Raw genomic sequence first — 13,059 nt, forward strand, 5'->3', positions numbered from 1 at the left:
GTAAACTTAGTGCCGCAGGCGTGTCTGGGGAGTGCAAGGCAGCACCCATGTCAGCGCTTGAGGGTTATGCAGACAGCCCTTACCCGAGACCTCCGCCTCACTTGAGGTACCATCCGCTTCACAGTCGGTCACGACACGCAGAGTTAACCAATTAAAGTCGCGCGATTTAATGGGCAGTTGGCAAGATGCCTAAGACCGATCGCTTTTATATAAGGGGAATCATGGCCAAGTCCACCGCAGAAAACACGTACCTTCGACTCAAGACCGTCCTGGATGTCCTGACTGAAGGCGTGTGGTCCGGCGATGCACTGAATGCAGGCCAGGTCCTGGCGGAGGCAACGGCCCGCGTGCCGTTCAACGAGCATGAAGCCGAACTCCTCAGCGGCGGCATCCCGCGCGGCCACAAGACCCTGACCTCGGCCACGGCCAAGTTGGTCAAGGCTGGATGGCTGGTCAAGGGACGCTCGGGCTGGACCATCACGGAAGACGGCATGCGTGCCACGGCCGCGTTCCCTGATGCCGATTCCTTCGGCGCAGCGCTCGACGCCGGCACTCCGGTCCCCGCCGGCACTCCCGTTCCTACGGCTCCCGCAGGCTTTGTCCGCCCTGTTTCCGCCGCCGCGGCAACGCTGGAAGTTCCGGCCAAGGAGGAAGCCCCGAAGAAAACCGCCAGGAAGGCCCCGGCGAAGAAGGCCGCCTCCGTTGTGGGCAAGGCAGCCAAGGCGATCGAAGACGCCGTCGAGCCCGTGGTGGCAGCCGTCCGCAAGGGCAAGGCGCCGGCGAAGGACAAGGCCGCAGCTGCGCCGGCCTCTGCTGATGCTGCCGCGGAACCGTTGGAGGGCCCGGACGTCGAAACCCTGCCGCAGCCCGAGGCCGTGGCCGTGGCCGGCGACTTCAACACCATCCTCGGTGCCCCGGAGAACTGGGCGCCGCAGTACGACGAAGCACAGATGGAGTTCGACTTCCTGGACCAGCTGTGGAAGAAGAGTGCCGAGCTTCCCGCCGGCTACTACACGTTCAAGATCGCGCTGAACCGCTCCTGGACTGAGAACTACGGCGCTTTCGGTGCGTTCGATGGTCCCAACCACGAGCTGCACCACGCCGGCGGCACGGTGACCATCCGCTACAACCACGCCACCCGCGACATCACCATCGACTAAGCGTTGGGTTCCCAACCGGGTAGCAGTTAGTGTCGTTTTTGACATTCATGACGGCACCTGGCGCTACCTGGTTGGGCAGGCCGATGTTCCCTTAGGAGGCCCGGCATGGGCAGGCATGAACGCGCGCAGAACGGCCCTATGCAGGAAACGGTGCGGCTGGACGCCCGGGTGTTCGGCGTGGTCCAAGGTGTGGGCTTCCGCTACTGGACTATGGGCACAGCGGAGGAGCTTGGCTTGTCCGGCGAGGTGAGCAACCTCGACGACGGTTCGGTTTCGGTGATTGCCGAAGGCGCCGAACCACAGGTTCGTAAACTGCTGGATTGGCTCAATTCGGACCGGACTCCTGGCCGGGTGGAGCGGGTGGAGTCTGGCTTTTCAGCTGCCCAGGGGACCTTCGGCGGGTTCCGGGCACACTGACAGCGTCTCCATGCTGCGCGGCTACAGCCGGAGGCTGAGTCCGATGAAGGCTCCGAGTTCCTCCAGCGCCGCGGGCTTGTGCGGCATGTAGCTGGTGAGCTCGGGGGAGCGGACGATCACGGCGCGCCATTGTCCGCGGGACACGGCCACGTTGATGCGGTTCCGGTTCAGCAGGAACTCGGCCCCGCGAGGGGCCTCGGCCACCGCCGAACACGCCATGGAGACCAGCACCACCGGAGCTTCCTGGCCTTGGAACTTGTCCACGGTACCCACCCGGACCTCAGGCAGCCCGGCCTCTGCCAAATGCCTACGGATCAGATGGACCTGGGCGTTGTAGGCAGCAACCACCAGCAGGTCCTGCTGCTCCAGCGGGCGCGACTCACAATCCGGACCCGGTTTCCACTTCAGGCCGAGATGGCGGCGGGCCTGTCGAACCACTTCCTCGGCTTCTTCCCGGGACGCTGTGGTGTTGCCGCTGTGCTGGACGAACACGGTCTCCACACCGGGCGCCAGCCCCTCCAGTTCGCGGCGGGACGCCGCCGGAGCGGACTTCAGCTTTCCCTCGTAGCTGAGGTTGGACACTGCCCGGCACAGCTCAGGATGCATCCGCCACGTGTCTGCCAGGAAATACCCCAGGTTGGCGGGCAGGGTGGCGTGGCCGGCGGCAAGCCAGCCGAGCGCTGACTCATCCACGGGTTCGGGGTGCGCGCCCTGCGTAACCTGCGGAAGCTGCTGCGGGTCGCCGAGCAGGAGCAGCCGCGTCCCGGCGCGGCTGACCGCCAGCGTGTTGGCCAACGAGAACTGGCCGGCCTCGTCGATCACCAGGAGATCAAGTGACCCTGCCGGGACCTCCTTGCCGGTCATGGTCCACGCCGTGCCACCGACCAGGCAGCCGCCAGGAGTCGACAACAGCCGTGCCACATCGCCTTCCGCTGTGTGGCTCCAGGGAACCTGGTGAGGAGCAGCCAATTTCTTGCCAACCACCTGCGGGTCTACTCCGCCGGTTTCAATGGCCCGGCACAACAGGTTTTCCACCACGTTGTGCGACTGGGCAACCACTCCAATCTTCCATCCCTCGGACACAAGCCTGCCGATCACATGGGCGCCCACAAAGGTCTTGCCCGTTCCCGGAGGCCCCTGGACAGCAAGGTAGGAATGGTCCAGGTCCTTCAGCGATTCCGTAATGGCTTCTGCATAGTCAGCCGCGTCGTCTTCGCCGTGCCGCACTTCCGCTGGCCCTTGCCGCGAGCGGAACCGTGGCGGCAGCTTCCGCAGGATGTCCAGGCCCGGCTGCGCGGGGAGTGACGGCACGGACGAGCCGACGGCCCGGGCGATCTCCTTAATGGCGGCCTCGATACTGGCGGTAGCCAGGGGCTGGTCCTCGGTCAGGGCGACTGGCAGGTGGGGGTAGGCCTGGACCTTTCCGGTCTCACGCTCCGCGATGGTGATCAGGTGTTCAGGGCCGTCCTGAGCCTCTTCCAGCGCGCTGATCCTGGTCCCGAACGTGAAAGCCCTCGTCCCGGGTGCGGTCTGCGGATCGGTCATTCCATCGGGACCGGGCGCGTCGTAGAGCCGGCACCAGTTGGAGTCGGGGCGGAAGTCGGAGCCTTCCGTCATGGTGCCGCGGAGCTTCAGGACACGCGTGCGCATCCGTTCCCTTGGTTTGGCCAGTGCCCAATCGGATACGACTTCCGCCGACGACACAACGAACACGTTCCGTTGGTCGGACCAGCTATCCAACGGTGCCTCGACCCGGTCGAAGTGTTGCCACCAGAACTGCTTGCGCTCGCGGCGGTGGTATCCGACGGCGGCCGCAACCATGGCGATGGCGCGCTGGTCATCGGTCCAGGGGCGGTCATCCGGCAAGCCGGCCAGATACTCGCCCAGCCGGGCTTCCTCAGGCGATTCATCTGCGCTGGCTGCCTGATCCCCGGCAGCTCCTGCTTTGGCTGGTGCCTGGATGTGGCCGGGCACCGCGTCCTGCCCGCCTGCAGCGAGAGGCGCTCCGACTGCTCCATGGCCGCGCTCCCCGGCTTCCTGACCCAGCTGAAGCAGCCAGTCCCGCAGCCGCAGGGTGGAGAGGCAGTCGTACTGGTTGTAGTCCGAGATGGAGGCCAGAATTGTGGCGGCCTCGTCCTTCCGGCCGGCGTCACGGGCAGCGCAGTAGGCGGCGTAAGCCACCACGGAGGCGCCGGCGTCCTTGACATCCCCGGACCGGAGGTTGTCTCCCATGTAGAGGGGTTCCAGCTTCTTGATGGAATACGATGCTTCCGAAATGCGGATGGAGTGCCGCACCGTGGCGTACAGGTCCACCAGCAGCCCGTGCCGGAGCCAGTCATCCACGGTGTCCTCGCCGGCCTGGTGGGCGAGGGACAGGTTCCGCAGCGCTGTCTTTTCGTAAGGGGCATAGTGGTAGACGTGCATGTCCGGGTGCAAGGCCCGGCGCTGCTCGACGTACTGAAGGAATTCGAGGAAGGCGCGGCGCTCCCCGGAGCGGGAGTGGGCCCAGAACGGCCGGAACACCGGATCGCCGGTGGCACCCGGAACCGGGGCCTCGACGACACCAAAGAGGTATTCGATGCCCCAGGCGCCGGTAGCAGGGTCCTGCCAGAGCGGATCGCCCTCGAAGTCGAAGAAGATGTCACCGGCGCTGGGGGCAGGAAGCGAGCCGATCGTATTGCCGGGAAGCACGCTGAACGACACGGTATGCGGTTGTCCATCCCTGATGAACGTCCGGGAACCCGCAGCCCGGTCAAGGCCCAGCTGCATCCGCGCCTGGGCGCGGAGCCTGACCACCGAGTTCCTGGCCTCGCCCGCGGGCATGGCTGCCAGTTCATCGATGGTGGTGATGCCGGGCGTGTGCAGCTTCCGCCGCTGGACCACGGACATGCCCGCGACCATCAGCAGATCCCTGTGGAGCTGCACCTGCTCCGCACAGTAGTCGCAGCGTCCGCAATGCACGACGTCGGGCTGTTGCCATTGGACAGGGCCGTCACCTAAGCGGTGGCTGGCTGTGAGTTGGCGGAAGCGCCGGCGTCGTTCCCTGAAGACGGGCAGGAGGTCCGGCAGCGATTGGCTGCTCCGCAGCCAGTCGTCGCCCACCCGCGTTCCAAGGACCAGCGTGACGACTGGGGATGGCTCAAGCCCCATCCCAACGAGCTGGTCGCCGTAGGCTGCAAGCTGGAGCAGCGCCCCCACTTTGGCATGGCGGGCAAGCTTGGTGTCCCATACCTCGTAGCGGCCCGGGTTGCCGGTCCCCGCGGCCTCGTTGACCAGGAAGTCGGCGTAGCCCAGGAATTCGCCGTCGAAGAATGTGGCCTGGAAAACCACATCTGCCCCGGAACGGAGCGCGAGTTCGGTTTCCGCATGTTTTGCCTGCAGTTCGCCGCGCAGGTTCTGGCCACGTTCGAGGGAGTAGACCCCGGCGCCGCGGCTGGCGTCCCATTCGCCATACCTGGCCACCAGGCTGGCGAGCACGGTCTGCTCATGCTGGTCGCCCAATTCGCCGGCGCGCTTTTGCATCTCGTCCGCCGGAAACTCTGCCTTGGGGGTGCGGCCGAGCTTTTCGTCCAGGACGCGGAGCGTGCGGTACTCACACTCGCTGGCTGCCACCAGGTCGCTGGCGGAAAAGACCAGGTCCGGCCGGGTGCCGGGTCCGGCATCAACACCGGCAGCGTCGAGCAGAAACACGGGGCCTCCCCAACTTTTGCGGGCCGGAGGACGGTTCCCCTGGCTTGGAATCAAACGTAGCAAGAGGGGCCGACAAACAGGGTCCCGGCTACCGGAAGGGCCTCGTCCAGGGTGGATGAAGCTGCCCCAGGGAAAGCGCGAGGCTGCTACGTGAGGCGCGCGACGCTCCGCCGGGACGGACGCCGGGCGGTACCATCGGAAAACAGCTCCGGCGTTGCTTCCTGGATCCGCTGGACGTCTTCGAAGACGGCGCGCAGATGCAGGCGAAGGCTGCTGTCCGCATCGGAAAGGTTGTCGGCTTCAAGCGCGTCCACCACTGCGGTGTGCTGCTGGATCAGGGTGGACACCGGCCGGGTATCCAAAAGGCTCATCCGGCGCGCCCGGTCCAGATGCGCCTTCGCCGAGTTGACGGCGGCCCAGGCGGATTCGTGGCCTGCCAGCCGCAGCAACTCCCGGTGGAAATCCTCATCCAGCCGGAAGAATTCCTCGACGTCACCGCGCGCATCCGCATCCGACTGTGCCTGCAGGATCTCCCGCAGCCCGGCGATGCCGGCGCTGTCTACCGCCAGGTCATGAAGCGAGGCGCATTCAATGGCCTCGCGGACGAACTGTGCTTCGGAAACGCGCCCCAGGTCGACCAGGGAGACGAACGAACCGATCTGGGGGAAGACCTGGACCAGGCCCTCCTCGCGGAGCAGGATCAGGCTCTCGCGCACCGGCGTCCGACTGACCCCGAGCTCCTGGGCCAATTCATTCTCGGACAGCGGCTCACCGGGGGGAAGTTGCAGCGAAATAATCCGGCGACGAAGCGTTTCAAGCGTTTGGTCCCGCACCGAGAGCCGGGGGGCAGCCCCTCTTTTGTCCGTTGGCATGGCCTCAGTCTAGCCTGTTGACACACTAGAATGGTAGTGCTTGTATGGTAGTAGAAATTGACGTGCAGCCGGTCACTGACGCCCAACTACGGATCCATACGGGTCAGCCCACAGCTGTGAACCTCCCTAACGCTCTTCATCCCCTTCGACAGCATCACCTGCAAAGGAGCAACTGATGACCGAAAGCATTGCGCCGCCCACCACCGGGCAGGCCCAGGCCCGAAGCACCCGCGACCTCGCCAAGGTTGCCGTCTCAGGCTGGCTTGGCACCGCCATGGAATTCATGGACTTCCAGCTGTACTCCCTGGCCGCAGCCATCGTCTTCAACAAGATCTTCTTCCCGGACGTCAGCCCCGTCATCGGCCTGATCGCCGCTATGGCTACCTACGGCGTGGGTTACGTTGCCCGCCTGTTTGGCGCCGTCTACTTCGGCCGCATGGGTGACCGGATCGGCCGCAAGAAGGTCCTCTACATCACCATCGCCCTCATGGGAGCCTCCACTACCCTGATCGGTGTCCTCCCCACGTACGCGATGGTTGGTATCTGGGCACCCATCCTGCTGGTGGCTCTGCGACTCATCCAGGGTTTCGGTGCCGGTGCGGAAATCGCCGGAGCAACCGTGATGCTTGCGGAATTCGCGTCGGCCCGCCGCCGCGGCATCATCTCGTCCCTGGTCTGCCTGGGCACCAACTCCGGAACGCTGGGCGCCTCCGCACTGTGGGCCATCCTGGTGGCCTCGCTCTCCCAGGACCAGCTCCTGAGCTGGGGCTGGCGCATTCCGTTCCTGGCCAGCTTCGTGATTATGCTGTTCGCCATCTGGATCCGACGCTCCATCAAGGAAAGCCCGGTCTTCGAACAGCGCGCAGACGTGGTGGATGGCGTGGCCCTGCCCAAGGAAAAGATCAAGACCGCTGCCGCACAGGCTCCCGAGGCCGCCGGAACCAGCACCATCGAGGCGGCCCTGCACCAGAAGAAGGGCAAGGCGTTCCTGATCGCACTGGGCCTGCGCTTTGGGCAGGCCGGCAACTCCGGGCTCGTCCAGACCTTCCTGGTGGGTTACCTCGCCACGGTCCTGCTCGCGGACAAGACGGTGGGCACCAATGCCATCATGTACGGCTCCCTGCTCGGCTTCGTCACGATTCCCGTAATCGGCCTCCTCGGTGACCGCTTCGGCCGCCGCCCCCTGTACCTGGTACTCAGCGCCCTGACTGCCGTATTCGCCATTCCGATGATGCTGATGATCACCAGCGGCAACTCCACCGTCATCACCATCGCCATGGTCATCGGCCTGAACCTCGGCGTCCTCAGCCTGTTCGCAATGGAAAGCGTCACCATGGCAGAGTTCTTCGGAGCCCGTACCCGCTTCACCCAGCTTGCCCTCGCCAAGGAAATCGGCGGCATCCTTGCCACCGCGATCGGGCCGCTGCTGGCAGCCACCCTCACGGCAGTTACCGGACACTGGTGGCCGCTCGCCGCAATGCTCATTGGCTACTCGCTGATCACCCTGGTTTCGGCCGCTGTTGGCCCCGAGGTCCGTGGCCGCGACCTTGTCCGCCTTGAGGACGCCGTATGAAAGCCGTTGTAGTCCACGGCGCCAACGACCTCCGCATTGATGACCGGCCGGAACCGGTTGCCGGGCCCGGCGAAGTAGTGCTCGACGTCGAATGGGGCGGCATCTGCGGAAGCGACCTTTCGTACTGGCGCCACGGAGCGTCAGGGACGGCGGCGCTGAAGTCGCCGCTCGTCCTGGGGCACGAGGTGGCGGGCCGGATCGCCAGGCTGGGCGCCGGCGTCGAGCACCTGGAAGTGGGCCAGCCGGTCACGGTGCACCCGGCCGAACTCGTTGGGAACGGCACGATGCCCGAACGCCTGCGCGGCCGGACCAACCTCTACCAGGAGATCCGCTACTTCGGCTCTGCGGCGTTCGATCCCCACACGGACGGAGGGTTCAGCGAACGGAAGCTTGCCAAGGCATTCCAGGTCCGCCCCCTACCGGACGGCGTGGACACCCTCCGCGGGGCGCTGGCAGAACCGCTTGCCGTCGCCATGCATGCGGTGACCCGCGCTGGAAACCTTAAAGGCCGCGATGTGCTGGTCAACGGCGCCGGCCCCATCGGGTCGCTGGTCACCGCCGCCGCCAAGTATGCCGGTGCCAGGACCGTCATCGCCACGGACATCAGCGACGCCTCGCTGCGGATCGCCCGGGCGATGGGCGCCGATGAAGTGCGCAACGTGTCCACCAACCCACTGCCTGCAGACGTGGAACTGGTTTTCGAGGCCACCGGCATCCCTGCGGTGCTGGGCGGGGTCCTGCACGCCACGGCCCGCGGCGGCACCATCGTTCAGGTCGGCAACCTGCCGGGGGCACCGGCCGCGTCGGCGCTGGGGGACCTGGTCACCCGTGAGATCACGTGGATCGGGTCCTACCGGTTCGTCGACGAGATCACCGACGCGCTCCACGCGATGGCCAACGGCCTGGACGTCTCGCCCGTCATCACCCACAAGTTCGACATCGACCATGCCGAGGAAGCGATGCGGACCGCCGTGGATCCCGCCGCCAACAGCAGCAAGGTCATGCTTCGCCTCAGCGCGGACTGACATCCCCATCCCAGCCTGCATTGCACATCCACCATTTGAAGGACTCCCAGTGAAGATCACCGACGCGCGGGTAGTGGTTTCGTCTCCCGGACGGAACTACGTGACGCTCGTAATTGAAACCGAGGACGGCATCACCGGCATCGGCGACGCCACCCTGAACGGTCGCGAGCTGGCCGTGGCGTCCTACCTTTCCGAGCACCTCTGCCCCCTGCTGATCGGCCGCGACGCCCGCCGCATCGAGGACGCCTGGCAGTACTTCTACAAAGGCGCCTACTGGCGGCGCGGCCCGGTGACCATGACCGCCATCGCCGCAATCGACGTCGCGCTCTGGGACATCAAGGGCAAGGCCGCCGGCATGCCCGTGTACGAGCTCCTGGGCGGCGCGGCGCGCGAAGGCGTGATGGTGTACGGCCACGCCAGCGGCACCACGCTGGCGGACCTCAGCGCCGACTTCCAGCACCACCTGGACCTGGGCTATAAGGCCATCCGGGCGCAGGCTGCAGTCCCGGGGCTGGACAAGACCTATGGCATTGCCCCGGTGGACGGGAAGCTGTACGAGCCGGCCAGCGGCAACGTGCCCCAGGAAGACACGTGGGAGACCACCGCGTACCTGGACTTCGCCCCAAAGATGATGGCCCACATCCGGGAGGAGTTCGGCTACGGCGTGCATGTCCTGCACGACGTGCACCACCGCCTGACCCCCATCGAGGCAGGGCGGCTTGGCACCTCGCTGGAGCAGTACCGGCCGTTCTGGATCGAGGATCCGACGCCGGCCGAGGACCAGTCGGCGTTCCGCCTGATCCGCCAGCACACCACCACGCCTGTCGCGGTGGGGGAGGTGTTCAACTCGATCTGGGATTGCCAGCAGCTCATCACCGAACGCCTGATCGACTACATCCGCACCTCCGTGTCGCATGCCGGTGGCATCACGCACCTGCGCCGGATTTTCTCCCTCGCTGATCTGTACGGTGTCCGCTCCGGCTCGCACGGCGCCGGCGACCTGTCCCCGGTGTCCTTCGCAGCGGCACTGCATGTGGACATGAGCATCCCCAACTTCGGCATCCAGGAGTACATGGGCCACCGCGACCCGGCCGGTGAAGTCTTCAAGAGCTCGTACACCTTTACCGACGGCTACATGCACCCCGGGGACGCACCCGGCCTCGGCGTAGAGTTCGACGAAGAAGCCGCTGCGCGCTTTCCCTTCGACCCCAAGTACCTGCCGGTGAACCGGCGCCTGGACGGATCGGTGCACGACTGGTGAACGATATCCAACAGCCCTTGGACGTGGTGGTGATGGGGGAGATCCTCGTCGAAGTCGCCACCGACCTGCCCTTCGCCCACGGCGTCCCGGCCCGGCTCGGCATCTCCGGCGACGCCCTCAACGTGGCCGCGGCCGCAGCGGCGGCGGGCGCCAGCGTGGGACTGCTGTCCGTGCTCACCGATGACGAATTGGGCTCCGCCATCGCCGCCCGCATCGCGGAGCTGGGCATCTCCACCGACCTCCTGAAGTTCCGCCGTGGCCAGCAGGGCGTCTACCTGGTGCACAGCGACCCGGACGGCGAACGCGAGTTCTCCTATGCCCGCAACGGCAGCGTGGGGTCAACACTTGGCCCGGACGACGTCGACTCCGAAGTGTTTGCCGCGGCAGGCGCCGTGGTGGCCGGCGGCATCGCCTGCGCCATTTCGGCGACGTCCCGCGCCGCCGTCGTCAAAGCCGCTTCCCTTGCCAAGCGCTTCGTGTATGACCCGAACTACCGTCCCCGCCTCACCACGGCGGAAGCGGCGACAGCGGCCCTTACCGAACTGGCCCCGCACGCCTTCCTGGTGACCCCGTCCTTCCCCGGTGAAACGAGTGCGCTGCTGGGCGTTTCTTCGGCTGGAGAGGCGGCGGCAAAGCTGCGCTCGCTGGGCACGGCGCATGTGGCAGTCACCTGCGGTGCGAAGGGCGTCCAGCTCGAATCGGATGGGGTATCGGCCTGGATTCCCGCCATCCCCGCGCCCGCCGTGGTGGACCAGACCGGCGCCGGCGACGCGTTCGTCGGAACGCTCACCGCACGGCTGGTGCTGGGTGACGACTTCCCGACCGCGGCCCGGTACGGCGTCGCAGCGTCCTCCCTCGTGGTCGGCGGCAAGGGCGGCACGGGGCTGATTCCCACGTTCCAGCAGACCCGCGCGCACGCCGCCGCTGGCTCCGCCGATGTCACCGAGGGGGCCGTGCCATCAAACGCCTGAGCAACGCGTCGCTGGCTGCCAGCGGCCAGGAATCTGCGCTGCAGCGGGAGAAGATCACGCCCGGGATCGTCCATCTGGGCCTCGGCGCTTTCGCGCGCGCCCACACGGCCGTCTTCACCGAGGACGCCATGCTCGCCACCGGCGACCAGCAATGGGGGATTGTCGGCGTCACCCAGCGCTCCGACACCGTGGCACGGCAGCTCGCCCCACAGGACGGGCTCTTCACGGTGGCTGAACGCGGCGAAGGCGCAGCCCCGGCACGCGTCGTCGCCAGCATCGTGGAAACCATCTCGGGGCGGGACAATCCGGAACTGGTGGTGGAACGCATCGGCGCCGCGGCCACGAAGATTATCACCCTCACCATCACCGAAAAGGGCTACCGGTTCGACCCGCAAACCCGCACCCTGGACCTGGCCGACCCCGAGATCCAGGCGGACGTCGCGGGCGGGGCGCCGCGTACCGCGGTGGGACAGATCGTCCGGGGCCTGCAGCAACGCGCCCGGACCGGCGCCGGAGCCATCACGGTGCTGTCCTGTGACAACCTGCCCGCCAACGGCGAACTGACCAGCACCCTGGTGAGGGACTTCGCCGGAGCCCTTCCCGCCGGGGAACGAGAGGACCTGCTGGCCTGGATCGACAGCAACGCCACGTTCCCGTCCACCATGGTGGACCGGATGGTGCCCGCCCCCACCGAAGGCGACCTCACCGCCGTCGAACATGAGTTGGGACTGCGCGACGAGGCCGCCGTGGTGGCCGAGCCGTTCAAGCAATGGGTCATCGAGGATGACTTCGCCGCCGGCCGGCCGCGATGGGAGGATGCCGACGCCCTGTTCAGCACCGACGTCGCCGCCTGGGAATCCGCCAAGCTGCGGCTGCTGAACGCCAGCCATTCGATGCTGGCCTATCTGGGCCTGGCCGCGGGCAAGGCAACCATCAGCGACGCTGTTGGCGTGGAAGCGTTCCGCACCGCGTGCCGCCGCATGATGCTGGAGGAAGCGCTGCCCAGCATCACCCTTCCGGCCGAACTCGACGGGCACCAGTACTGCGAAGAGGTGCTTCGCCGTTTCGCCAACCCCGCGCTCGGCCACACCACCGCGAAAGTAGGCAGCGACGGTTCGCAGAAGGTGGGGCTCCGGCTGCTCACCACTGTGCGGGGAACGCTCGACGCCGGCCGCGAACCAAAGTGGGCTGCGCTCGCCGTCGCCGCGTGGATGCACCACGTGGCCACCACCCCGGAAACGGGGCTTAGCGATCCTCTGGCGAAGGAGCTGCAGGCGGCACTTCCCGGAACCCGCACGGCAGAGACCGTGGTGCCGGGACTGCTCGGGTTCCGTGCCGTCGTCGACCCGCACCTGGCCGGGGACGAAGGGTTCCGGAACCTGCTCCTGCGCTGGTACCGCATCATCGACAACAACGGGACTATCGACAACAGGCTGACTGGCCTGGGAAATGAGGTTAACCATGGCTGACGCATCCGGCGTCCTCCGCGTTTCACCGGTCATACCGGTGGTCACCATCGACGATCCCCAGGACGCCGTCCCCTTGGCCGGCGCACTGGTGGACGGTGGCGTTAAGATCATCGAGCTCACGCTCCGGACGGACTCCGCGCTGACCTCCCTGAAGCTCATCGCGGAGGAAGTGCCGGACATCCTGGTGGGCGCCGGCACCATCCTCAGCCCCGGACAGGCCGACGCCGCCGTCCAGGCGGGTGCCAAATTCCTGGTCAGCCCGGGGGTTACTCCAGCGCTGCTCAGGCACATGCTGTCCCTGGACGTCCCGGTGCTCCCCGGCGTCGCCACCGTAGGGGAAGTCATGGCCGTCCTTGAAGAAGGTCTTGACTCCATGAAGTTCTTCCCGGCTGGGCCTGCCGGCGGCCCGTCCTACCTGGCTGCGATCGGTGCACCCATCCCGAACGTACAGTTCTGCCCTACCGGCGGCATCAGCCTTGCCACAGCGCCCGACTACCTCAAACTGCCCAACGTGGCATGCGTCGGCGGCAGCTGGCTCACCCCGGCTGACGCCGTCGCGGCCAAGGACTGGGCCCGCATCACAAGCCTGGCCAGCGGGGCGGCGGTCCTCGCCCGGTAACA

Annotated in this window: 10 protein-coding genes; 8 read left to right on the top strand and 2 right to left on the bottom strand. The window is 66.6% G+C overall.

Annotated features, from left to right (window positions below; genetic code table 11):
• The first annotated feature begins 221 nt into the window (after positions 1 to 221).
• A complete protein-coding gene (locus J7I84_RS06450) occupies positions 222 to 1,160 on the top strand; it encodes a glycosidase (RefSeq protein WP_214942206.1) in 939 nt (312 codons plus the stop codon).
• Between the two features lie 105 nt (positions 1,161 to 1,265).
• Positions 1,266 to 1,577, top strand: coding sequence for an acylphosphatase (locus J7I84_RS06455; protein WP_214942209.1), 312 nt, complete (start codon positions 1,266 to 1,268; stop codon positions 1,575 to 1,577).
• A 21-nt stretch (positions 1,578 to 1,598) separates the two neighbouring features.
• On the opposite strand, the gene J7I84_RS06460 is transcribed toward J7I84_RS06455, so the two are convergent.
• Positions 1,599 to 5,267 (bottom strand): TM0106 family RecB-like putative nuclease, encoded by a 3,669-nt coding sequence (locus tag J7I84_RS06460; RefSeq protein WP_214942212.1) that lies wholly within the window; start codon positions 5,265 to 5,267, stop codon positions 1,599 to 1,601.
• 146 nt (positions 5,268 to 5,413) lie between these two features.
• A complete protein-coding gene (locus J7I84_RS06465) occupies positions 5,414 to 6,139 on the bottom strand; it encodes a GntR family transcriptional regulator (protein ID WP_214942215.1) in 726 nt (241 codons plus the stop codon).
• Positions 6,140 to 6,314: 175 nt separating this feature from the next.
• Here J7I84_RS06465 and J7I84_RS06470 point away from each other — a divergent pair, with 175 nt between their 5' ends.
• The 6 genes from J7I84_RS06470 (at position 6,315) to eda (ending at position 13,057) form a co-directional block, all read left to right on the top strand.
• Positions 6,315 to 7,712 carry an MFS transporter gene (locus J7I84_RS06470; protein ID WP_214942218.1) on the top strand — a complete coding sequence of 466 codons (1,398 nt, stop codon included), beginning with the start codon at positions 6,315 to 6,317 and terminating at the stop codon, positions 7,710 to 7,712.
• Positions 7,709 to 8,737, top strand: a complete 1,029-nt coding sequence (locus J7I84_RS06475) for an L-idonate 5-dehydrogenase (RefSeq protein ID WP_214942220.1) — start codon at positions 7,709 to 7,711, stop codon at positions 8,735 to 8,737. The genes J7I84_RS06470 and J7I84_RS06475 overlap by 4 nt, the downstream gene beginning before the upstream one ends.
• Positions 8,738 to 8,786: 49 nt before the next feature.
• Positions 8,787 to 9,998 carry a D-mannonate dehydratase ManD gene (manD, locus tag J7I84_RS06480; protein WP_214942223.1) on the top strand — a complete coding sequence of 404 codons (1,212 nt, stop codon included), beginning with the start codon at positions 8,787 to 8,789 and terminating at the stop codon, positions 9,996 to 9,998.
• A gap of 32 nt (positions 9,999 to 10,030) precedes the next feature.
• A complete protein-coding gene (locus tag J7I84_RS06485; protein WP_214942372.1) occupies positions 10,031 to 10,969 on the top strand; it encodes a PfkB family carbohydrate kinase in 939 nt (312 codons plus the stop codon).
• A 74-nt stretch (positions 10,970 to 11,043) separates the two neighbouring features.
• Positions 11,044 to 12,438 carry a mannitol dehydrogenase family protein gene (locus J7I84_RS06490; protein ID WP_251046227.1) on the top strand — a complete coding sequence of 465 codons (1,395 nt, stop codon included), beginning with the start codon at positions 11,044 to 11,046 and terminating at the stop codon, positions 12,436 to 12,438.
• A complete protein-coding gene (gene eda / locus J7I84_RS06495) occupies positions 12,431 to 13,057 on the top strand; it encodes a bifunctional 4-hydroxy-2-oxoglutarate aldolase/2-dehydro-3-deoxy-phosphogluconate aldolase (RefSeq protein WP_214942226.1) in 627 nt (208 codons plus the stop codon). Before J7I84_RS06490 ends, eda begins: the two co-directional genes overlap by 8 nt.
• Positions 13,058 to 13,059: the final 2 nt, after the last annotated feature.

The organism is Arthrobacter sp. ISL-85 (genome assembly GCF_018613675.1).
In the GTDB taxonomy this organism is placed as follows: domain Bacteria; phylum Actinomycetota; class Actinomycetes; order Actinomycetales; family Micrococcaceae; genus Arthrobacter.

Bases quoted from the DNA above. Each gene is read 5' to 3' on its own strand.
- J7I84_RS06450 (WP_214942206.1), top strand. From the start codon at position 222: ATGGCCAAGTCCACCGCAGAAAACACGTACCTTCGACTCAAGACCGTC.
- J7I84_RS06455 (WP_214942209.1), top strand. From the start codon at position 1,266: ATGGGCAGGCATGAACGCGCGCAGAACGGCCCTATGCAGGAAACGGTG.
- J7I84_RS06465 (WP_214942215.1), bottom strand. From the start codon at position 6,139: ATGCCAACGGACAAAAGAGGGGCTGCCCCCCGGCTCTCGGTGCGGGAC.
- J7I84_RS06470 (WP_214942218.1), top strand. From the start codon at position 6,315: ATGACCGAAAGCATTGCGCCGCCCACCACCGGGCAGGCCCAGGCCCGA.
- J7I84_RS06475 (WP_214942220.1), top strand. From the start codon at position 7,709: ATGAAAGCCGTTGTAGTCCACGGCGCCAACGACCTCCGCATTGATGAC.
- J7I84_RS06485 (WP_214942372.1), top strand. From the start codon at position 10,031: ATGGGGGAGATCCTCGTCGAAGTCGCCACCGACCTGCCCTTCGCCCAC.
- eda (WP_214942226.1), top strand. From the start codon at position 12,431: ATGGCTGACGCATCCGGCGTCCTCCGCGTTTCACCGGTCATACCGGTG.